General features: G+C 72.5%; 19 protein-coding genes and 1 pseudogene. 8 read left to right on the forward strand and 12 right to left on the reverse strand.

Annotation, left to right across the window (positions count from 1 at the left end; all coding sequences use genetic code 11):
* Positions 1 to 62 precede the first annotated feature (62 nt).
* A complete protein-coding gene (locus D3105_RS07425; RefSeq protein WP_118901198.1) occupies positions 63 to 1,757 on the forward strand; it encodes a bifunctional 3'-5' exonuclease/DNA polymerase in 1,695 nt (564 codons plus the stop codon).
* A gap of 42 nt (positions 1,758 to 1,799) precedes the next feature.
* Here D3105_RS07425 and D3105_RS07430 read toward each other — a convergent pair whose 3' ends face one another.
* From D3105_RS07430 to D3105_RS07445, 4 genes are all read right to left on the reverse strand, one after another.
* Positions 1,800 to 2,714 (reverse strand): hypothetical protein, encoded by a 915-nt coding sequence (locus D3105_RS07430; RefSeq protein WP_118901200.1) that lies wholly within the window; start codon positions 2,712 to 2,714, stop codon positions 1,800 to 1,802.
* A gap of 84 nt (positions 2,715 to 2,798) precedes the next feature.
* Positions 2,799 to 3,308 carry a SigE family RNA polymerase sigma factor gene (locus D3105_RS07435; protein ID WP_118901202.1) on the reverse strand — a complete coding sequence of 170 codons (510 nt, stop codon included), beginning with the start codon at positions 3,306 to 3,308 and terminating at the stop codon, positions 2,799 to 2,801.
* A gap of 179 nt (positions 3,309 to 3,487) precedes the next feature.
* Positions 3,488 to 4,348, reverse strand: a complete 861-nt coding sequence (locus tag D3105_RS07440; protein WP_118901204.1) for a carbohydrate-binding protein — start codon at positions 4,346 to 4,348, stop codon at positions 3,488 to 3,490.
* 115 nt (positions 4,349 to 4,463) lie between these two features.
* Positions 4,464 to 5,843, reverse strand: a complete 1,380-nt coding sequence (locus D3105_RS07445) for a carbohydrate-binding protein (protein ID WP_118901206.1) — start codon at positions 5,841 to 5,843, stop codon at positions 4,464 to 4,466.
* 200 nt (positions 5,844 to 6,043) lie between these two features.
* On the opposite strand from D3105_RS07445, the gene D3105_RS07450 reads away from it, so the two are divergent.
* Positions 6,044 to 6,736, forward strand: a complete 693-nt coding sequence (locus D3105_RS07450) for a phosphotransferase (protein ID WP_118901208.1) — start codon at positions 6,044 to 6,046, stop codon at positions 6,734 to 6,736.
* Between the two features lie 40 nt (positions 6,737 to 6,776).
* Here the strand turns inward: D3105_RS07450 and D3105_RS07455 are convergent, their stop codons facing one another.
* Positions 6,777 to 7,058 carry a DUF3263 domain-containing protein gene (locus tag D3105_RS07455; RefSeq protein WP_118901210.1) on the reverse strand — a complete coding sequence of 94 codons (282 nt, stop codon included), beginning with the start codon at positions 7,056 to 7,058 and terminating at the stop codon, positions 6,777 to 6,779.
* Between the two features lie 69 nt (positions 7,059 to 7,127).
* A complete protein-coding gene (locus tag D3105_RS07460; RefSeq protein WP_118901212.1) occupies positions 7,128 to 8,405 on the reverse strand; it encodes an ABC transporter substrate-binding protein in 1,278 nt (425 codons plus the stop codon).
* A 433-nt stretch (positions 8,406 to 8,838) separates the two neighbouring features.
* On the opposite strand from D3105_RS07460, the gene D3105_RS07465 reads away from it, so the two are divergent.
* Both D3105_RS07465 and nagA read left to right on the forward strand, forming a co-directional pair.
* Complete coding sequence (locus D3105_RS07465; RefSeq protein ID WP_240646831.1) at positions 8,839 to 9,732, forward strand: ROK family protein; 894 nt, start codon at positions 8,839 to 8,841, stop codon at positions 9,730 to 9,732.
* Positions 9,732 to 10,889, forward strand: a complete 1,158-nt coding sequence (gene nagA / locus D3105_RS07470; protein WP_118901216.1) for an N-acetylglucosamine-6-phosphate deacetylase — start codon at positions 9,732 to 9,734, stop codon at positions 10,887 to 10,889. The genes D3105_RS07465 and nagA overlap by 1 nt, the downstream gene beginning before the upstream one ends.
* Positions 10,890 to 10,945: 56 nt before the next feature.
* On the opposite strand, the gene D3105_RS35220 is transcribed toward nagA, so the two are convergent.
* Complete coding sequence (locus D3105_RS35220; protein ID WP_240646829.1) at positions 10,946 to 11,212, reverse strand: hypothetical protein; 267 nt, start codon at positions 11,210 to 11,212, stop codon at positions 10,946 to 10,948.
* Between the two features lie 201 nt (positions 11,213 to 11,413).
* Here D3105_RS35220 and D3105_RS07480 point away from each other — a divergent pair, with 201 nt between their 5' ends.
* The gene (locus D3105_RS07480; protein ID WP_118901218.1) at positions 11,414 to 12,340 is read left to right on the forward strand and encodes a 1-phosphofructokinase family hexose kinase; all 927 of its coding nucleotides are present in this window, start codon (positions 11,414 to 11,416) and stop codon (positions 12,338 to 12,340) included.
* A 42-nt stretch (positions 12,341 to 12,382) separates the two neighbouring features.
* Here the strand turns inward: D3105_RS07480 and D3105_RS07485 are convergent, their stop codons facing one another.
* Both D3105_RS07485 and cdgB read right to left on the reverse strand, forming a co-directional pair.
* Positions 12,383 to 13,393 (reverse strand): carbohydrate-binding protein, encoded by a 1,011-nt coding sequence (locus tag D3105_RS07485; protein ID WP_118901220.1) that lies wholly within the window; start codon positions 13,391 to 13,393, stop codon positions 12,383 to 12,385.
* 144 nt (positions 13,394 to 13,537) lie between these two features.
* Positions 13,538 to 15,196, reverse strand: a complete 1,659-nt coding sequence (cdgB, locus tag D3105_RS07490; protein ID WP_118901222.1) for a diguanylate cyclase CdgB — start codon at positions 15,194 to 15,196, stop codon at positions 13,538 to 13,540.
* A gap of 397 nt (positions 15,197 to 15,593) precedes the next feature.
* Here cdgB and D3105_RS07495 point away from each other — a divergent pair, with 397 nt between their 5' ends.
* On the forward strand, positions 15,594 to 16,100 hold the full coding sequence (locus D3105_RS07495; RefSeq protein WP_118901225.1) for a flavin reductase family protein: 507 nt from the start codon (positions 15,594 to 15,596) through the stop codon (positions 16,098 to 16,100).
* 79 nt (positions 16,101 to 16,179) lie between these two features.
* On the opposite strand, the gene arfB is transcribed toward D3105_RS07495, so the two are convergent.
* Positions 16,180 to 16,614, reverse strand: a complete 435-nt coding sequence (gene arfB, locus D3105_RS07500; RefSeq protein ID WP_030088019.1) for an alternative ribosome rescue aminoacyl-tRNA hydrolase ArfB — start codon at positions 16,612 to 16,614, stop codon at positions 16,180 to 16,182.
* A gap of 184 nt (positions 16,615 to 16,798) precedes the next feature.
* Between arfB and D3105_RS07505 the strand changes: the two genes are divergently transcribed.
* Both D3105_RS07505 and D3105_RS07510 read left to right on the forward strand, forming a co-directional pair.
* Positions 16,799 to 17,374: a TerD family protein gene (locus D3105_RS07505; protein ID WP_010063685.1), complete on the forward strand. Its 576-nt coding sequence runs from the start codon at positions 16,799 to 16,801 to the stop codon at positions 17,372 to 17,374.
* A 269-nt stretch (positions 17,375 to 17,643) separates the two neighbouring features.
* Positions 17,644 to 18,652 (forward strand): annotated as a pseudogene (locus D3105_RS07510) (M4 family metallopeptidase).
* Positions 18,653 to 18,680: 28 nt separating this feature from the next.
* Here the strand turns inward: D3105_RS07510 and D3105_RS07515 are convergent.
* Positions 18,681 to 20,081: a M1 family metallopeptidase gene (locus D3105_RS07515; RefSeq protein ID WP_118901228.1), complete on the reverse strand. Its 1,401-nt coding sequence runs from the start codon at positions 20,079 to 20,081 to the stop codon at positions 18,681 to 18,683.
* A 72-nt stretch (positions 20,082 to 20,153) separates the two neighbouring features.
* The coding region (locus tag D3105_RS07520; protein WP_118901232.1) for a hypothetical protein at positions 20,154 to 21,178 on the reverse strand (1,025 nt) is incomplete at its 5' end.

The following is a 21,178-nucleotide window of genomic DNA, read 5'->3' on the forward strand; positions in this document are numbered from 1 at the left end:
CCGGCCAAGGGTAGGCGCGCGGCTCCCGGGCGTTGTCAGTGGCGGGTGCCAGACTCGCACCCATGACCGAACGGTGGGCGGTGGCCGCTGCGGACGGGGGCGGGGCGCTGCTCGCGCCGCTCGCCCGCGACGGCACGCCCGCAGGTCCCGTCGTCGCCGAGCCCGACCTCGTCGAGGCGGTCCGCTCCCGCCCCGACGTGGTGCGCTGGGTGTGGCGGTCGACCGCCGCGATCTACCCCCGGCTGCTCGCCGCCGGGGTCCGGGTCGAGCGGTGCTACGACATCGAGTGCGCCGAGCTGCTGCTGCTCGGGCACGCCGGGCGGCTCGGCGAGCCCCGGTCGGCCGCCGCCGCGCTGGCCCGCCTCGACCACGCACCGGTGCCGCCGGATCCGCCCGCCCGGTCCGCCGAACCGGGCGCGCAGTCCTCCCTCTTCGAGCCGTCGTCGGGGACCGGCGTGCCGTTCGAGGGGCTCCTGCGGGTCTACGCGGACCAGCTGCGCCGCCATGACGCGGCGGAGCACCCGGACCGGATGCGGCTGCTGACCGCGTCGGAGTCGGCGGGGATGCTCGTGGCCGCCGAGATGCACCGGGCCGGGCTGCCCTGGCGCGCCGACGTCCACCGGGAGGTGCTGCACGGGCTGCTGGGCGAGCGGTACGCGGGCGGCGGCGAACCCCGCAGACTCGCCGAGCTGGCGGACGAGGTGTCGGCCGCGTTCGGCAGACGGGTCCGCCCGGATCTGCCCACCGATGTGGTGAAGGCCTTCGCGCAGGCGGGGATCCCGGTGAAGTCGACCCGGCGGTGGGAGCTGGAGGAGGTGGACCATCCGGCGGTCGAACCGCTGATCGCGTACAAGAAGCTGTACCGGATCTGGACCGCGCACGGCTGGTCCTGGCTCCAGGACTGGGTGCGCGAGGGCCGCTTCCGCCCGGAGTACCAACCGGGCGGCACGGTCAGCGGCCGCTGGACGACCAACGGCGGCGGGGCGCTCCAGATCCCCAAGGTGATCCGGCAGGCCGTCGTCGCCGACCCGGGGTGGCGACTCGTCGTCGCGGACGCCGACCAGATGGAGCCCCGGGTACTGGCGGCGATTTCACGCGACCGGGGGCTGATGGAGGTGGCCGGGCATGACGGCGACCTCTACAAGGCCCTCTCCGACCGGGCGTTCTCCGGCGACCGCGAGCACGCCAAACTGGCTCTGCTCGGCGCGATCTACGGCCAGACCTCCGGCGACGGGCTGAAGAACCTGGCCGCGCTGCGCCGCCGCTTCCCGCTGGCCGTCGCCTATGTCGATGACGCGGCGCGGGCGGGCGAGGAGGGCCGCGTGGTGCGGACCTGGCTGGGCCGCACCAGCCCGCCGGTCGTCTCGGCGGGCCAGGACGAGGAGGCGGGCATCCCCCAGGAGGCCCCGGAGGGCTCCGGTGCCCCCCAGGGGCCCGGGTCCGCGTCCGGCGGCGGCACGGCCCGGGCCCGGGGGCGCTTCACGCGCAACTTCGTGGTGCAGGGCAGCGCGGCCGACTGGGCGCTGCTGCTCCTGGCCGGGCTGCGCCGGACGCTTTTCGAGCAGGGGCTGCGGGCGCAGCTGGTGTTCTTCCAGCACGACGAGGTGATCGTGCACTGTCCGGCCGAGGAGAGCGCCGCCGTCGCCGAGGCGATCCGCGCGGCGGGCGAACTGGCCGGGCGGACCGCTTTCGGGGAGACGCCGGTGCGCTTCCCCTTCACGACGGCGGTGGTGGAGCGGTACGCGGACGCGAAGTGACCGTCCGGACAGGGCAGCGGGAAAGCGCCCCGGGCCTGCGGCCTAACGCTGCTGGAGCTTCGGCCACTCCGGGCTGATGACCAGGGCGGTGAGCTGGTCCATGGTGAGCGCGGGCGCCTTGCGGGTGGCGGCGCTCGACTGCTCGCCGGAGTTGAAGGCCGAGACGACGACCCGCATACCGTCCGGGCGCATGCTGTCGGCCGTCCACATGACGACCCCCGAACCGCCCTTCTCGCCGGGCTTCTTCGAGGTGGCGAGCAGGGTGCCGTCGGGCAGGGTGGTCGCGTCGCCGTACAGCTGGTGGGCGACGTCCCGCATGTCCGGCTGCACATTGATCTGCACGAGGGAGCGGCCCTTGCCGTCGTTCACGACGACCGAGGCGAACTCGCCCCCGCTGTCCGTCACGTCCGTCACGGTCAGCCCGTCGGGCAGCAGCGCGCGGAAGGTGGGCATCAGAGCTGCGTAGTCGAGCGGCGGTGCCGGCTCTCCGGCGTCATGCGTTCCGCGCGAGTCGGGGTCCGGGTCCGGCGAGGGCTCACCGATGCCCGCGCCCGCCGTGGGGGTGGCGGTGGTCCCGGCCGTCGGCGTGTCCGAGGGCGTGGGGGCGACCGTCGCGGCGCCCTCGGGCGTGGCCGACGGCATGGGCGTGGCGGCGTCCGTCGCGACAGACGGCGTGGGCGTCGCCGTCTGGCCGACCGGCCCGCTGCTCGCGACGTTCACCCCGTCGCCGGACGTACCCAACTGGCCGGTGGCGAACGTGACTCCGCCGCCGACGAGGGCCAGGGTCAGCACGCTTCCGGCCACGGCGGCGACACGGCGGCGGCGCACGGTGCGCCGCCCCTGTGCCAGCGCGCCGTCCACCAGGGCGGTACGGCCGGACAGCTCGAAGGTCTCGCCGGCACGGCGCAGTTCCGTACCGAGGCTGTCCTCGAACGGCAGCTCGTCTTCGCTGGGCATGGGGAACCACCACTTCTCGTACTCGTATCGGATTGCTCGACAGTTCTTCGGCCGCAGGGGCCGGGGGCGGGGCGTGCCCGTACGTCAGCGGGCGGCGAACTCCGCGATGCTGCCGCCCAGCTGTTCCCGCAGCCGTCCGAGCGCCCGCACACAGCGGGTCCGTACGGCGGCCGGGCTGACCTGGAGGGCGGCGGCGGTCTCCTCGATGCTGCGGTCCTCCCAGTACCGCAGGACCACGACCGCGCGGTCCTTGGGCGCCAGGTCGGACAGGGCGCGCAGCAGCGTCATCCGCAGCGCCGGGTCGTCGGGGTCGGCCGAAGCTCCCTCGGGCAGGTCGGCCAGCGGGCGTTCGCTCGCGGAGCGGCGCCGCCGATGGGTCAGGAAGGTCCTCACCAGCACGGTCTGTGCGTACGCCGCCGGGTTGTCGATCCGGCGGGCGCGGCCCCACGTCACGTACATCCGGCTCAGCGTCTCCTGCACCAGATCCTCGGCGAGATGCACATCGCCGCTGGTCAACAGGCAGGCCGACCGGAACAGATGGCCGGCCCGACCGGCCGCGAACACCCTGAACCCGTCGGTACGCGCACCCTTCATGCTCTCCCCCGTCCACCCACCCGTTCCGCCCTTCCCCCTCTACGACGCGACGGGGCCGGGCGAATGTTTCAGGCGATCCGCGATAACTTTTCCGGCCGCGCACACGGAGGCGCCCCGTTCACGCGCCGGACGGCGTGAACGGGGCGCGGGCGGTGGTGCGCGCTCGCTGTTTCCGTCGTCTACCCGCGTTCCCACAACGCGGGGACGTTCGGCGGCTCCCAGCCGGAGATGGCCTGGTGCGCCTGCAGACAGCGGTAGGCGACCCCGCCGTGGGTCACGCGGTCGCCCGCGCGGTAGGAGGTGCCGGAGGCCCAGCTGGTCCCCGGCTCGGTGGGTGGGTCGGTGGGCGGATCGGTCGGCCCGGGCGTCTGGGCGACGTCCAGGACGAAGTCGAAGGAACCCTGGCGCCCGTTGCCGACGTTGCGGACGTTCATCAGCAGCTCGGGGTCGAACAGGGCGTCGGTGTTGTTGCGGGGCTCGTTCGGGAAGTAGAGCTGGGTGGTGAGGATGCGGCCGCCGGGCGCCTGCGCCTTCACATGGATGTGGCGCGTGCGGCCCGGGTAGAGGCCCGGCACGATCGTGGTGAGGCTGAACGAGCCGTCCGCGCCGGTGAACTGATGCCCCCGGAAAGCGAACTGAGCCATGTCGTAGGCCCCGTTCGTGTCCGCCTGCCAGAAGTCGAGCAGGGCCCCGGAGATGGGCCGGCAGGCCCGGCCGAAGACATAGCCGCTCACGGTGAGCGGTACGCCGGGGGTGCTCGGGGTCACCAGGCTCGTGCGGCGGGGCGAGTTGGGCTTGAAGTACGGCCCCTCCATCTGCGGCGGCGTCGTGTCGTCGCCGTCGTCGCACTCCGGGGTCGGGGCCAGAGGCCCGTTCCCGGTGGCGGCGGCGTCGCGGGCGAGCGCGACGCCCCCTCCGGCGAGCAGGGGCGCGGCGCTCGCGACGAGCGCGGCCTTCAGAAGACCTTTGCGGCTGATCCGCCGCCGGTCGCCCGACGCATCGTCGGACGCGCCCGGGTCGTGGGGGGTTGCGTTGTCCATGTGTGGGGTCATGACGGTTTCCTCGGAGTCCTCGGGGAGCCTCGACGCGGGGAGGCGGGAGGCGGGGAGGTTCAGGAGGTGCTGGTACGGGGCTGCCGGGCCGGGTCCGGAGCGGTCAGATCCGCTGCCAGAGCGCGGGGACGGCCGCGGGAGTCCAGCCGGGCTGCGCCGTGTGCGCCTGGAGGCAGCGGTAGGTCGCTCCGCCGTACGTCACCGTGGCTCCGGCGGCGTACGCGGTGCCGGCCGCCCAGGTGCCGCCCGGCGGGTCGGTGGGCGGGTCGGTCGGCGGCGTGGTCGGCGGGTCGGTGGGCGTACCGCTGGTGACCAGGGTCAGCCCGTACGCCTGGAGCAGCGGGTTGAGCGGCTGGAAGTACGTCGTACCGCCCGACGAGCAGTTGCCCGAGCCGCCGGAGGTGACGCCCTGCGCCTGGTTGCCGGAGATGTACGAGCCGCCGGAGTCGCCGGGCTCCGCGCAGACGCTGGTGCGGGTCACGCCGGAGATGGTGCCCTCCGGGTAGGTGACGCTGGTGTTGAGCTGCTGGATGGTGCCGCAGTGCCAGCCGGTGGTGGAGCCGGAGCGGCAGACCGAGGCGCCGACGACGGAGGCGGTGGATCCGGCGACGGTGACGTCGCCCCGCCCGTAGCCGTTGACGGTCGGGCGCGGGGTCCAGTTGGCGTTGGTGGCGACCCAGGCGTAGTCGCGGCCGGGGAAGGTGGAGCCCTGGAAGGTGCCCTGGGCCTGCTGGTTGAAGCCGTTGGTGGTCGTGCCGACCCGGCCGCAGTGGCCCGCGGTGGCGAAGCCGTTCTGGGTGCCGCGCTTGACGGAGAAGCCGATGGAGCAGCGGCCGGAGCCGTTCATGTAGTACGCGTCGCCGCCCCGCAGGTCGGCGAAGGTGCGGGGCTTCTCGGCGGAGCGGGCGACGGTGACGAGGGCGCTGTCCACCCCGGCCGCCTTGAGGAACGCCGTTCCGGCGGCGGTGCTCGCGGCGTTCACGACGACCCGGTTGGCCTCGACGTCGACGTACCAGACGGGCACGTCCTTCGGAGCCTTGCGCAGCGCGGACTTGTCGAGGGCCGCCTTGACGCCTTCGAGCCGGTCCAGGCTGTGGGCGACGACCTCGGCCTTCGCCCCGGCCCCGGTGATCCGGTCGGCCTGGGAGGCGTCGCTGGTGGAGACGGTCAGGGTCGCCTTCTCTCCGCTGACCCGGGCGCCGGCGAAGTCGGCGCCGAGGGACTTCTGCAGACCGGCGGCGACGGCTGCGGCGCGGTATTCGTTGCCTATCCGGCTCCGGGCGTCGTCCGCGTCCAGGCCGAGGTCGCGCTCCATGGCGGCCAGCAGTCCGGGCGACAGGCTGTCGGCGGAGACCGGCGGGGCGGTGCTGTCCGCGGGGTCGGCGGACGCCACGCCGGTCAGCCCGGCGAGGGCGAGCGCACCCACGGCCACCGTGGCGGTGCCGACGGCGAGGGCGCGTCTGCGGAGCGTGGTTCTCTCCACGTGACTCTCCTTGGTTCAGGGGGTGTCCGGATCCGGCGGGGGTTGGTCCGGACCAGGGAATTGCCGAAACCGTAGCGGCGGTGACACCCGGCACAGGAGATCCCGTTCACCCCCCTCCCTTCGCGTTATGGGGGCCGGACGCCCTCCGGGGACCGGAAGCCGTCTCCCTTTCGGCGGGACGCCCGGGTAGGTTCGCCCTCATGCACACAGGGCAACTTCTGGGCTCGGGACGCACCGCCGACGTGTACGCACTCGACGGTTCCTGGGTCCTTCGCCGCTACCGGGACCGCTCCGACACCACGGAGGAGCTGGCCGTGATGAGTTACGTCGGCGCCTTCGGCTTCCCGGTGCCGCGCATCGGTCCGCCCGCCGAGGGGGCCCGCCCCACGGACCTGGTGCTCCAGCGGCTGACCGGCCCTACCCTGGCCGAGGCCCTGCTGGCCGGGCGGCTGGGGGTGACCGAGGCGGGGGCCCTGCTCGCCCGTCTGCTGCGGGAGTTGCACGCGATACCGCCCCGGGTCTCGACGAACCCGGAGGACTGCGTGCTCCATCTGGATCTGCATCCGGAGAACGTGATGCTGACAGCCGAGGGCGCGGTCGTGATCGACTGGTCCAGCGCGGCGGAGGGCCCGCCCGGCCTCGACCGGGCGATGTCGGCGCTGACCCTGGCCCGGATCGCGCTGGACCCGGCGTTCCCGGCGGGGGCCGACGTACGGCCGCTGCTGGCGGCCCTCCTCGCCGAACTCGCCGACGACGGGGGCGCGTCGGCCGCCGATCTGGCGCTGGCCCGGACCCGCCAGCAGCAGAACCCGTACCTGACGGAGGCCGAACGGAACCGCCTGGACGAGGCGGTGGACCTGGTGCTGGAGCAGTCCAGCCCCTCCGGCGATTGAGGAGCGGGGGTCCGGGGGCGGAGCCCCCGAGCAGGAAACCTCAGCGCCGCCCGCGCCGCGCGTCCCGCACCCGCCGCAGCCGGTTCACCGTGACCGGATCCTCCCGCAGCGCCCGCTCGTCCTCGATCAGCGCGTTCAGCAGCTGGTAGTAGCGGACCGGCGAGATCCTGAGCTCCTCGCGGATCGCCCGCTCCTTCGCCCCGGGCCCCGGCCAGGGCCGCCGCTCCAGGGCGAGCAGGGCCCGGTCCCGTACGGACAGCTCGTCCGGACCGGGCGCGGGCGCGGCCGGTCCATCGTGGGGCTCGTGGTCGGGGGCGGTCATATCAACCAACCTAATACCCGCCCCCGACACCCACACGCGGCCCGGCTCCGCCCGCGCGGCCCGTGGTGGCTACTCGGCGGCTTCCGCCTCCGCGGCCTCGGCGGATATCTCCCCGAGGATGCTCTCGGGGTTGCTGCCCGGCGCGACCGCGCTGCCGATCTTCTTCTTGATCGTGTCGCTGACCGTGGCCCAGGACGTCTTGCCGAACGGGGGCAGGGTCGAGTTGGGCAGCGCGGCCAGGAACTCGTGCAGCTTCTTGTGCTTCTTGTCGGTCTCCATCGCGGCGGAGGCGCTGCCGGTCACCGGGAGGAGGTCGTACTCCTCGGCGAACTCCAGCACGTTCTCGTCGGAGTAGGCGTAGTCGAGGAACGTGCCGATCTCCTTGCGGTGGCCGTTCTCCTTGAAGCCCATCATCCAGTCGGCGACGCCCATGGAGCCCTTGGTCGGGCCGTCGGCGCCGGGCAGCGGCACCATGCCGACCTTGACGCCCTTGGCCTCGGCCTCGTCCATCAGGGTGGGGTGGCCGTTGAGCATGCCGACCTTGCCGGCGGTGAACGCCTCGAAGGCCTTGGCCCGGTCCAGCTTGCCCGGCGCGACCGGGCCGGTGAGGCCCTTGCCGACGAGGTTGTCCCGCAGCCAGCGGAACGTGGCGACGTTCTCGGCCGAGTCGATGTCGTACGAGCCGACGTCGTCCGTGTAGCCGCCGTTGCCGCTGAGCAGCCACATCAGGGTCTCGGCCTGGGCCTCCTCCTGGCCGAGCGGCAGGGCGAAGGGGTAGTCGACGCCCTTCGCCTTGAGGGCCGCGGCGTCACTGCTGATGTCGTCCCAGGTCTCGGGGGCGTCCAGGCCCGCCTGCTGGAAGAGCTTCTGGTTGTAGAAGAGCAGCCGGGTGCTGGCGACGAAGGGCAGGCCGTACAGCGTGCCGTCGACCTTGCCCGCGTCGGTGAGCGAGGGCAGGAAGTTGGCCGCGGTGCGGATGGCGAGCATCTCGTCGGCGCTGTAGAGCTTGCCCGCCTTGGCGTAGTCCGCGTAGGCGCCGATCTGGGCGATGTCCGGCGCGTCGCCGGCCTTCACCATCGCGGCGACCTCGCGGTCGACGTCCTTCCAGGAGAGGACGGTGACCTCGACCTTGATGCCGGGGTGCTCCTTCTCGAAGCCCGAGGCGACCCCGCTCCAGTACTTCTCGGAGCTGTTCTCCGGACCGGTGCCGTAGTCCGCGGCGACCAGCTTCAGCGTGACGTCGCCCGAAGCGGCATCACCACCGCAGGCCGACAACGTTGCCGTCATTCCCAGCGCGGCCACCGCCGCGGTCAGACCCAAAAAGCGCCGCTGCACAGCCTCGCCCATCCTCGTCGATCGCCTTGCCCACGGGCGGTGCGCACGGCGCAGGCCGCAGCCCTCGTTCGGCCGCGGCAGTGCCGCCCTGTCCTGGGCACCGTCCGGATGAACTGCGATTTTCCCCCATTGCCGACGCGAAGGTCTACACCACCGGCGTATCGCTTCGGCAACGTATACGGGCCCTGAGGGCCACAACTGGCTTGCGGGTACTGGAAGTCGGAGCCCCCGGCCCGTATCTTGGTCCAGACCTTTGACCCGGATACCCGCCGATCCGGAGTTCCCATACGTGACCTTCCGGAAGAAAAAGGTCCGTTCTTCACTGGTTCCTCATTTTGTATGGGTGCGCAACAAACCACGTTAGTGGACTAGACCTTTTGGGGGTCGGCGGGCGAAACTGTCTCCCGTGAGACATGTCATCGCCCTCGATGTGGGCGGCACCGGAATGAAGGCCGCACTGGTCGGGACCGACGGCACCCTCCTCCACGAGGCGCGGCGGGCCACCGACCGGAAGCGCGGCGCCGAAGCGGTCATCGAGTCGATCCTCGCGTTCGCGGCGGATCTGCGGGCCCACGGCGAGGAGCACCTCGGCGAGAGCGCCGTCGCCGCCGGGGTCGCCGTGCCCGGCATCGTCGACTCCGCGAAGGGCATCGCGGTGTACGCCGCGAACCTGGGCTGGCGCGACGTACCGCTGCGCGCCCTGCTCTCCGAGCGGCTGGGCGCCATCCCGGTCGCCCTCGGCCACGACGTCCGCACCGGCGGGCTCGCCGAGGGCCGCATCGGGGCCGGGCGCGGCACGGACCGCTTCCTGTTCGTCCCGCTCGGCACCGGGATCGCCGGGGCCATCGGCATCGCGGGCGCCATCGAGGCGGGCGCCCACGGGGACGCGGGCGAGATCGGCCACATCGTCGTCCGCCCGGACGGACCCGACTGCAGCTGCGGCCAGCGCGGCTGTCTGGAGACCCTGGCATCCGCCGCCGCGGTGACCCGGGCCTGGGCTGCCGCCTCCGGGGACCCCGGGGCGGACGCCGCGGACTGCGCGAAGGCCGTCGAGTCGGGCGGCCCGGCGGCGATCGAGGTCTGGCGGAACGCGGTCGACGCGCTCGCCGCCGGCCTCGTCACCGCGCTCACTCTGCTCGACCCGGGCACGCTCATCATCGGTGGCGGTCTCGCCGAAGCCGGGGAAACCTTGTTCACACCACTGCGTGCGGCCGTCGAGGAACGGATCACGTTCCAGAAGCTGCCCCACATCGTCCCGGCGGCCCTCGGGGACACCGCCGGATGCCTGGGCGCGGGGCTGCTCGCCTGGGATCTACTCGCCACGGAGGTTTCCGCCTGATGGCCCCACGCGCAGCAGACAGCACCGTTCTCGCCGGCGCCCGGGTGGTGCTCCCCACCGGCACGGTCGAGGACGGCCGGGTGACCGTCGAAGGCACCCGTATCGCCGCCTCCGCACCGGAGGGCGCCCGGACCGTCGACCTCTCCGGCCACTGGGTGGTCCCCGGCTTCGTGAACATGCACAACCACGGCGGCGGCGGGGCCTCCTTCACCTCCGGCACCGTGGACGAGGTCCTCACCGGCATCCGTACGCACCGCGAGCACGGCACCACCACGATGGTCGCCTCCACCGTCACCGGCGAGATGGACTTCCTCGCCCGGCGCGCGGGCGTCCTGTCCGAACTGGTCGAGCAGGGCGATCTGGCCGGGATCCACTTCGAGGGCCCCTTCATCTCGCCGTGCCGCAAGGGCGCCCACAGCGAGGAGCTGCTGCGCGACCCTGACCCGGCCGAGGTCCGCAAGCTGCTGGACGCCGCGCGCGGCACCGCCCGGATGTTCACCCTCGCCACCGAACTGCCCGGCGGCATCGACTCCGTACGGCTGCTCGCCGAGCACGGGGTCATCGCCGCCATCGGCCACACGGACGCGACGTACGAGCAGACGGTCGAGGCCATCGACGCGGGCGCGACCGTCGCCACGCATCTGTTCAACGCGATGCCGCCGCTCGCCCACCGCGAGCCCGGCCCGATCGCCGCCCTCCTGGAGGACGACCGGATCACCGTCGAGCTGATCAACGACGGCACGCATCTGCACCCGGCCGTCCTGGAGCTGGCCTACCGGCACAAGGGTGCGGGACGGGTCGCGCTGATCACCGACGCGATGGACGCGGCCGGCTTCGGCGACGGCTCCTACGACCTCGGGCCGCTCGCGGTCGAGGTCAAGGACGGCGTCGCCCGGCTGGTGGAGGGCGGCTCGATCGCCGGCTCCACGCTCACCCTGGACACCGCGTTCCGCCGGGCGGTCACCCTCGACGAGATCCCCGTCGATGACGTCGTCCGGTCCATCTCCGCCAACCCGGCCCGGCTGCTCGGCGTCTACGACCGGGTCGGCTCGCTGGATGCGGGCAAGGACGCCGACCTCGTGGTCCTCGACGAGGAATTCGTCCTCAAGGGCGTCATGCGCCGGGGCGAGTGGATCATCGAGCCGAAGACGGCCTGAGGCGCCTCCCCGGTCCCCGGTCCCCGGTCCGAGGGACCGGGGCGCGGGGCCCGGGGTCAGGACGGAGCCGCAGCGCTCCGGGTGTACACCAGCTTGGCCGGGCCCTCGTCCTCCAGCAGGCCCGCGGAGACACCGCCCTGTCCGAGGCGGCTCTCCACATGCGCGTCCGAAGCCCCGCTGCCGATGAACCGGTCCACCGCCTCGTCACCGAGGAACCCGCGGTAGCAGGCGTCGATCGTGCGGCGCGCGAGAGCTTGGAGATCGCCGAGATCCTCCGGGGTCGCCGGGCGGATGGAGGGCTCGTGCTGCTGTGCGGTCGTCACGGTGATCCGGCTTCTACGGGGCTCGCGACTCCAGCCGCTCCACCACCCGCCGACCGAGCGGACCGGGCGCGTAACGAAGCGATGGCGGTCGGCCCTCGGGTCTGGGCCGACCGCCCCGCCTTTGACATGATCATCGGAAATGGCGTGCCGTCACCCGGCGCGAACCGCCGGGAGCACTGACCGAGGGAGGGACCGGACCAGGTGATCCTGACCGTCACCCTGAACACCGCGCTCGACGTGACGTACACCGTCGACGCACTCGTCCCGCACGGCAGCCACCGGGTCGGAGAGGTCACCGAGCGCCCCGGCGGCAAGGGCCTGAACGTCGCCCGGGTGCTGGGCGCCCTCGGCCACGACGCCGTGGTCACCGGCTTCGTCGGCGGTGCGAACGGAGACGTCCTGCGCGGCCTCCTCGCCCCGCTCCCGCCGTGCGACGCCCTCGTCCGGGTCGCCGGGAACACCCGCCGCACCCTCGCGATCACCGACCGCTCGACCGGCGACACCACCCAGCTCAACGAACCCGGACCGCAGGTGAGCCCCGCCGAATGGGCCGCCTTCCTTCGGACGTACGAGGAGCTGCTCGCCGGGGCCGACGCGGTCGCGCTCTGCGGCTCCCTGCCGCCCGGCATCCACGTCGGGGCGTACGCCGAACTGGTCCGGATCGCCCGCGCCGCCGCCGTACCCGTGCTGCTGGACACCAGCGGCGAACCGCTGCGCCGGGGCATCGCCGCCCGCCCCGACCTGGTCAAGCCGAACGCGGAGGAGCTGGCCCGGCTGACCGGCTCCCGCGACCCGCTGCGCGCCGCGGGGGACGCCCGCCGCCGCGGGGCCCACGCCGTGATCGCCTCGCTCGGCCCGGAGGGGGTGCTGGCGCTCACCCCGGACGGCGTCTGGCGGGCGGCCCCGCCCGCACCCGTGCGCGGCAACCCGACCGGCGCGGGCGACTCCGCGGTCGCCGGGCTGCTGTCCGCCCTGGCCGAGGGCCTCGACTGGCCGGAGCGCCTCGCCCGGGCGGTGGCCCTGTCGACGGCGACGGTGCTGGCCCCGACGGCAGGCGAGTTCGACGCGACGGCCTACGCGGAGCTGCTGCCGCACGTCACGGTGGAGCCGCACACGCCGACGCCCTGACCACCGGTTCGGTGATCAGGGCGTGAGCGGAGGGAGCGGCCGTCAGCCGTTCTTCTGGATGTGGCCCGCCTTCAGCTCCAGCTGGTCGAGGTTGGCGTCGCACTGGTCGCCTTCCTCGCAGGACAGCTTGAGGGTGTTGGCGCCCTTGTCGAGCTGGACGTACGCGAACGTGTTGGTCCAGCCCTTCTCCAGGTCGCCCTCGGGAGCCCGCGCGAAGTTCTTCATGTTGATGGAGCGGGGCTCCTGGTCGTTGACCGTCAGGGTCGTCTTCGCGTCCTTGCCGGGCACGCCGTAGGTCACGTACAGGGTGTACGCGCCGGCCTCGGGCACCTCCACCGACCAGGTGGCCGACCGGCCGACCTCGTTCAGGTTGATGTAGTTGCCGTTCGCGCCCTTGGCACCCTTGACCGTGGAGTCCAGGGCCGCCGTCCCGCCCAGCGTCAGCGTCGCCGCGTCCTGCTTCGGCAGCTCGACCGGCTTCGGGGTCTCCTTCGGCTTCTTCTCCGGCTTCTTCGACTCCTCGACCTCGCCGGCGGGGCCCTCCGAGGACGACGCCTCGTTCTTCTTGTCGTCCTTGTCGCCGTCGTCGCCCGTGAGCAGGGCGGCGCCGATGCCGATGAGGACGACCGCGACCACGGCGACCGCAGCGATCAGGAGCGCCTTCGTGTTCGGGCCGCCGCGGCCCGTACCGCCGCCGTGGCCGCCCTGGGCCGGGGGCTGCCCGTGGGACGCGCCGCCGGGGTAGGTCTCGGGGGCCGCGTACTGCGGGTTCGGCCGGTTGTACTGCTGCGCGGGCTGGCCGTAGGCCTGCTGGGGCGGGTAGCCGTACCCGCCCTGCTGCTGCGGCACCTGCTGCTGGCCGTACTGGCGCTCCCCGACGGCACGCACCTGGTTGTAGGACGTTCTGGGCACGCCCGGCTGCGCGGCCGGACCCGGGTAGCCGTAACCGCCCTGGCCGGGCGCCTGGGCGCCTGCCGCCTGTCCGTCCGCGTACAGGTAGCCGAACGGATCGTCGTCCTCGGGCTTGCTCGCGCCGCTGTTTCCGGCCGTCATCCCTGGGTCACTCCTCACCATCTCGCCAGCCGTCGCCGACCGGCCGAGCCTACCTCGAACGGAGCAGCCCCCGAATTGCGCTCGTCCACCGGGACGGCCCCGGGGGAACGGGTACGGGGTAGGGGGAGGAACGCGTCGTGAACGTCATCCGGCCCTGCGGTGAACCTTCGCCCGGGACCGTTTCTCCACGTACATCCGCTGGTCGGCGGAGCGCAGGACCTCTTCGACGGTCATGCCGCACTCGGCCCAGCCGATGCCGAAACTCGCCCCGACCCGGACCGCCCGGCCGTCGACCCTTATGGGCGGAATGATGGCATTTCTCAGGCGAACGGCCAGGTCAGCGGCGTCCGCCGCCCCGAGACCGTCGGCGAGAACGACGAATTCGTCACCTCCGAGCCGGGCGACGGTGTCGCCGTCCCGCACACAGGTGCTCAGCCGCCGGGCGACCTCGATGAGCACGGCGTCGCCCGTGTGGTGTCCGAAGCGGTCGTTGATGGACTTGAAACCGTCGAGGTCGCAGAAGAGGACCGCGAGCCCCTTCGTCCCGTCGTCGTGCTCGGGATCCGGGGCCACCGTGTGCACATGGTGGTCGAAGGGCCCGCCGCCGGGGATCACCTCACCCTCGTAGCAGTCGGCCTGGTAACCGTGGGTGAGGGAGGACTCGACGTCCCCGTACGCCGCGTCCAGCGCCTCGATCGCGGTCGTGGCCGGGGAGGAGTGCGGCCGCTCGCAGATCCGGGCACTGAGCCGCGACTTCAGCTCGGCGCTGTTGGGCAGTCCGGTCAGCGCGTCGTGCGAGGCGCGGTGGGCGAGGTTCAGCTCGTGGCGCTTGCGCTCCTCTATGTCCTCGACATGGGTGAGCAGGAAGCGCGGCCCGTCGGCGGTGTCCGCGACGACGGAGTTGCGCAGCGAGACCCAGAGGTAGGTGCCGTCCCGGCGGCTGAGGCGCAGCTCGGCCCGGCCGCCCTCGGCGGAGGTGCGCAGAAGGGTGCCGATGTCCTCGGGGTGGACCAGGTCGGCGAAGGAGTAGCGGCGCATCACGGAGGCCGGGCGGCCGAGCAGTCGGCACAGGGCGTCGTTGGTCCGCAGCAGCCTGCCCTGCTGGTCGCCGCCCATCTCGGCGATGGCCATGCCGCTGGGCGCGTACTCGAAGGCCTGACGGAAGGACTCCTCGCTGGCCCGCAGCGCCTGCTGCTCCCGCTCCAGACGGACGAGGGCGCGCTGCATGTTGGACCGCAGGCGGGCGTTGCTGATGGCGATGGCGGCCTGGGAGGCGTACATCTGGAGCGCTTCGCGCCCCCATGCGCCGGGGCGGCGTCCGTTGCGCGGCCGGTCGACGGAGATGACCCCGAGGAGGTCACCCCCGCCCGCCGACGCGTACATCGGGGCGTAGAGCCGGTCGAGCGGGTGCCACTCGTCCTCGAACCGGGGTTCGGGCCCCTCGGTGTGCCACTGCGGTACGTCGTCGTCGAGGAGGACCCAGCCCTCGGTGTGCGGGATGAAGCGGAGGCTGCCCCACGCCTCGCCCATGGAGAGCCGGCGGTTCCAGGAGTCGCGGGAGCCGACGCGGCCGGTGATCAGGGCCTCGGCTGCGGCGTTGCCCGCGAAGGCGGCGATGACGAGGTCGCCCTCGGGCCGGACCAGGTTGACGCAGGCCAGCTCGTAGCCGAGGCCCTCGACGATCCCGTCGACCACGCTCTGGAGCGTGTCCGCGAGGCTCCGCGCCGTGTTGAGATCGGCGACGGCCTGATGCAGCTGCCGCATGGTCGCCAGGCGGACGTACGGCTCCGACTCGGCCTCCATCGCTCGCACCCCCGGGACCTCGACAGCAACTCCAGGTTTCATATCGACGTACTTGTTGCAGTGTCACGGCCACTGAATCACAGTGAGCTGTGCACCCGGTACACAGGGTCAGCAGAAAATGGACTCTGTGACTCAAGTCACAACAGATGACCGGGGGGTGCCGGTGACTCACGGCGACGACGATCGTTCCGCGGTCACCGGGAGGGACGGATTCCCGTTGTGTGCGCCCGCGCACGCCCCCTCTTCCTCCGATTCGCCTGTTGCCCCTCCCGGGGTCCTAGGACCTGCCTGGTCCCCTGGCCCGATGCGACCGCCCGGGCCCCGCCGTTAGCGTCGGGGTGTGCTCCAGACGAAGCCCCCCACCCCGCGCCCCGAGACCGTCCCTCATGCTGAGGGAGTGAGCAACGACGAGTTCCGTGCCGCCCTCGCGCGGCTGGCCGCCGGGGTGGTGCTGGTCACCGCCCAGGAGCCGCCCCTCGACGAGGACGGCCGGGGCGAGGACGTGGGCATGACGGCGACCGCCTTCATGTCCGTGTCCCTGGAACCGCCCCTGGTGATGGTGAGCCTGCGCAACGGCTCCCGGATGGACGATCTGCTGGAGGAGCAGCCGCTGTGGGCGGTCTCCGTCCTGGCCGCGAGCCAGCGGCACATCGCGGGCCGGTTCGCCATGAAGGGCCGGATCAGCGACCGGCTGCTGTTCGAGGACGTCGCGTACGTACGGGGCGAGGTGACGCGGGCTCCGCTGATCGGCGGGGCGCTGGCGACCCTGGAGTGCCGGACCGAGCAACGCGTGGTGGCCGGGGACCACACCCTGGTGATCGGGAGGGTGCTCACGGCGGAGCTGCCGAGCCCGGAGGGCGACCCGCTGACGTACTTCAAGGGCCGCTACCGCCAACTGGGCTGACGCCTCGTTCCGGGTCGGCCCGCCACCTCCCGGGAGGCCCGTCTCCCGCCCGCCCGGGAGGCGCACCCGTGGCCTCCGGCTACCAGTCGCGGCCGGAGCGCCCGCGCTTGGTGTCGCCGCGCTGCTTCTTCTCGCGCAGCCTGCGCTCGTTGATCCCGCGCGGGATCTTCCGCTTGATCCGGGGCTTGGGCGGCGGCGCCGTGGCCTCGGCGAGGAGTGCGGCGAGCCGCACGGCGGCCGTCTCGCGGTTGCGCCACTGGGAGCGGTGCTCGGAGGCCCGTACGGAGACCACCCCGCCCACCAGCCGGCCCGCGAGCCGCTCCAGCGCCCGGGCCTTCCACACCTCGGGGAGCGCGTCGGTCGCGGCCAGGTCGAAGCGCAGCTCCACCTGGGAGTCGCTGGTGTTGACGTGCTGACCGCCGGGCCCTGAGGACCGCGAGAAACGCCACATGAGCTCGGCCTCCGGGAGGGAGACCGAGCCGCGGATGACATAGGGCCCGGACATGACACCCATGGTCCCTCCCCCGCACCCCGCCCGTCACCTTCTTTTGCCCTGCCCCGGGCCCCCGCGTCCGGAGGAACTTCGTAAAGAAAGTAAAGCGAGCAGGAACCTCGTGGTCTCCTGCTTGCGTTATGACGGGTGACGGTAGCTTTCGTGATGGCACGAAGCCCGCACACGACGAGGAAAGGGACTTCCCATGGCAGTAAGCCTGTCCAAGGGCGGCAACGTCTCGCTCACCAAGGAGGCACCGGGCCTTACCGCCGTCACGGTCGGCCTCGGCTGGGACGTCCGTACCACCACCGGCACCGACTTCGACCTCGACGCCTCGGCGATCGCGGTCAACCCGACGGGGAAGGTCGTCTCGGACGGCCACTTCGTCTTCTTCAACAACAAGTCGACGCCGGACCAGACCATCGTGCACACCGGTGACAACGTCACGGGTGAGGGCGAGGGCGACGACGAGCAGATCAACGTCAACCTGGCGGGCCTGCCGGCCGACGTGGACAAGATCGTCTTCCCGGTCTCCATCTACGACGCCGAGACCCGCAGCCAGAACTTCGGCCAGGTCCGCAACGCGTTCATCCGCATCCTCAACCAGGCCGGCGGCGCCGAGATCGCCCGCTACGACCTGAGCGAGGACGCCGCCACCGAGACCGCCATGGTCTTCGGCGAGCTCTACCGCAACGGCGCCGAGTGGAAGTTCCGCGCGGTCGGCCAGGGGTACGCCTCCGGCCTGCGCGGCATCGCCCAGGACTTCGGCGTCAACCTCTGACGTCTCGCCCGAGCGCACAACAGTTTGACCGGAGCCCCCGGCCGCGATCGCGGCCGGGGGCTCCGGCGTGGGTGAGCCACCGTCAAGCCGCCCGCCTCGCACCGCTGAAACCCGCCACTTCGCCGAATACCGGACAGTACGGCACCCCATTCGTACAAGAACTGGTCAAAAACTTGTGAGGCATTTGTCGGCACACCGTCAATTTCGCTCATTCGGTGGCACGCTCTCCGCTCGTAGTCCCCCCACAGGACGACCGACGGAGAACACACATGAACCTCCACACCACCCCCCACAACTCCCGCGCCCCGCGCACCACGCGGCGACTCGCAGCACTCGCGGCCACGGCCGCGATGGTCGTCGCCGGTGTCCAGGCCGGAACCGCCGTCGCCACACCCGACGACGACGCCCGCTCCACCGCGGCGNGAAAGGTGATCTACGCGGGCGGCGAGAACCCGGTTCTCGCCTGGGAGACCGTCAAGAAGGGCGTCCAGAAGGACGGCACGCCCAGCCGCGTCCACACCATCACCGATGCCACCACGGGCAAGAAGCTGCACAGCTACGAGGCGATCGAGACCGGCACCGGCAACAGCCAGTACAGCGGCGAGGTCGAGATCACCACGACGAAGACCGACGCGGGCTTCGAGCTGACCGACGGCGAGCGCGGCGGCCACAAGACGTACGACCTGAACCAGGGCTCGTCCGGCACCGGCGACCTCGTCACGGACGACGACGACACCTGGGGCGACGGCACCGGCGGCGACCGGCAGACCGCCGCCGTCGACGCCCCTCACCTCGATCGACGTCGCGGCCCACGAGATGACCCACGGCCTCACCTCCGCCACCGCCAACCTGGACTACGCGGGCGAGTCCGGCGGCCTCAACGAGGCGACCAGCGACATCCTCGGCGCCTCGGTGGAGTTCTTCGCCGACAACGCCTCGGACGCGGGCGACTACCTCATCGGCGAGAAGATCGACATCAACGGCGACGGCACCCCGCTGCGCTACATGGACAAGCCCTCCAAGGACGGCAACTCCGCCGACTTCTGGGACGAGAACCTCGGCGACCTGGACGTCCACCACTCCTCGACCTGGACGGGCATCGGGCGGGAGAAGGCGTACCAGATCTGGTACAAGGCGCTCTCGGTCTACATGACCTCCACCACCGACTACGCGGGCGCGCGCGTCGCGACCGAGAAGGCGGCGACCGACCTGTTCGGGGCGGACAGCGAAGAGCTGAAGGCGGTCTCGGCCACCTGGACCGGGGTCAACGTCAAGTAACCCTCCACGTCAGGCACGCGGAAGCCGGTCAGCCCTCCCGGGCGGGCCGGCTTCCGCCGTACAGCCAGGCGTCCCACAGCCCGGTGAGGTCCCGGCCGGTCTCCTCCTCCACGTACGCCGTGAAGTCGCCGGTGGAGGCGTTGGCGTGCCGGTACTTCGCGGTCCAGCCCCGCAGCAGCGCGAAGAACGCCTTGTCGTCGTCCATGGCGAGCCGGATCCGGTGCACGACCATGGCCCCGCGCCCGTAGACCGGCGGGTCGGAGAGGTCGAGGGCGGCGGGCGGATCGGCGGGCGGGAACGCCCAGTTGGCATCGTCGTCGTACGCCTCGTCGAAGCTCTCCCCGACCGGCACGCCGTCGTGGTCGGCGGCCCAGAGCCACTCCGCGTAGGTGGCGAAGCCCTCGTTGAGCCACATGTCCCGCCAGGTCTTCGGGGTGACGGAGTTCCCGAACCACTGGTGGGCCAGCTCGTGGACGAGGAGACCCGTGTCGGGCGGACCGGGGAAGACGGGCCGGTTCTGGGTCTCCAGGGCGTACGTCGAGTCGCCCGTGCGCTCCACGATCGCCCCGGCGGAGATGAAGGGGTACGGCCCGAACCTGGCCCGCGACCACGCCAGCACCTCGGGGATCTGTGCCAGCACGTCCTCGCTCGCCGCCGCCGACTGCGGGTCCACGGCGGTGAACAGGCGGATGCCGTCGGGGGTGCGCGCCTGCTCGGTGGTGAACCGGCCGACGGCCACGGTCGCCAGATAGCTCGCCATCGGCTCGGTGGTCCGCCAGTGGTAGGCGGTGCGGCCGTCCTCCGTCCGCCGGGCGACCAGCTGCCCGTTGGAGATCGCCTTCAGCGGATCGGGGACGGTGACCTCGATGTCGTACGCGGCCTTGTCGCTCGGGTGGTGGTTGCCGGGGAACCAGGCCATGGAGCCGGTCGGCTCGCCGAGTGCGACCGAGCCGTCCGCCGTCCGCAGCCAGCCCTCCTCCTCGCCGTCGGCGTCGGTGACGGCCTGCGGGGAGCCGGAGTAGCGCACGACGGTGGTGAACGTGCGCCCCCTGCGCATCCGGTCGTCCACCGAGGCGTCGGGGCGGATCGTCAGCTCCTTGCCCGCCCGGTTCACGGCGGCGGGCTCCCCCTCGACGGTGGCGCTCTCCACGTCGAGCCCGGCGAGGTCGAGGTGGAAGGCGCTCAGGTGCTGGGTGGTGCGGGCGGTGATGGTGGCCGTGCCGCGCAGATCGCCGGCGGCGGGGTCGACGTCGAGCTTCAGGCCGTAGTGGGTGACGTCGTAGCCGCCGTTGCCGAGCCCGGGGAAGTACGGGTCGCGCACGCCGACCGCGCCCGGGGTCCCCTCGACACCGCCGGTGCAGCCCGAGCCCAGGAGGGCGAGGGCCAGGGCGAGCAGGAGGGGGGCGGAGGCCGGGGTGCGGTGGTTCACCGGTCGATTTTAGGCGGTTTCCTCCGCCGGAAGGAGCCGCCCGCCTCGGGGGAGGAGCGGGCGGCTCCTGGCTCAGAGGACGGCGATACCGAGGGGCCGGTTGCCTGACGTCAGGCGGACGGGCTCGCTCTCCTCGTCGTCCAGGTCGACGACCGTGATCCCGTTCCAGTGGCCGTCGCGGGTGAAACCGCCGGTGACGTACGCCGTGCCGCCGTCCGCCGACACCGCCACGTCCTCGTGCGGGCCCTCCAGCGGAACGACCCGCTCCGAGCCGTCGGGGGCGCGGACGGTGAGCGAGGGGTCCTCGTCGTCCGAGCCGATCGGGCCGGTGCCGACCACGAGGAGGGTGCCGTCGGGGGCGAGGGTCGCGCCGTGCTGGTGGGTGTTCGCGGTCATCCGCTCGATCGTCACCTTCCCTGTGCGCGGGTCCAGTACGGCCAGCCGCTCCCCCTCGAAGGGCAGCAGCAGCTTGCCGTCGGCGGGGCGCACGACGGCGTAGTGCGGCTTCAGCCAGGAGCCGAGCCCGCCCTCCGTGCCGTACGGGGCGACCTCCATACGCCGGGTCTTCAGCGTGTCCGCGTCGACCGCCGTCACGTCGAAGGAGTCGTGATCGGTGGCGTACACCTCGCGGCCGTCCGGCGAGACGTCCACGTCGAAGGGGCGCATGCCGACCGGCGCGGTGCCGATGACCTCGCGGGTCGCGGTGTCGATGACCTCGACCGTGCCGTCCTCGCCGGGCACGTTGACCCCGACGTAGACGCGGCTGCCGTCCGCGGCCAGGGCGATGCCCATGCCGCCGCCCCGGTACTCGCCGGTGGTGACGGGGCCGGACTCCGTCGCATACGGGACGAGCGCGATCCGGGTCCGCTGCTCGGTGTCGACGACGGCGACGCCCTCGGCGGTGGCGACCCAGGCCCGCCCGTCCTCGCCGACGACGAGTCCGTAGGGGGCGGTGCCGACCTTCACGGAGGCGATGGGCGCCCCGCCCTCCCCGGAACCGTCGCGGCCGGGGTCGACGAAGGTCACGGTGTCGCTGCCGAAATCGGCGACGAGGAGGGTGCCGTCGGGGGTGCGGCCCTCGGGGGTGCGGGAGGGGT

The sequence above is a fragment of the Streptomyces globisporus genome (assembly GCF_003501885.1).
Lineage (GTDB): Bacteria > Actinomycetota > Actinomycetes > Streptomycetales > Streptomycetaceae > Streptomyces > Streptomyces globisporus_D.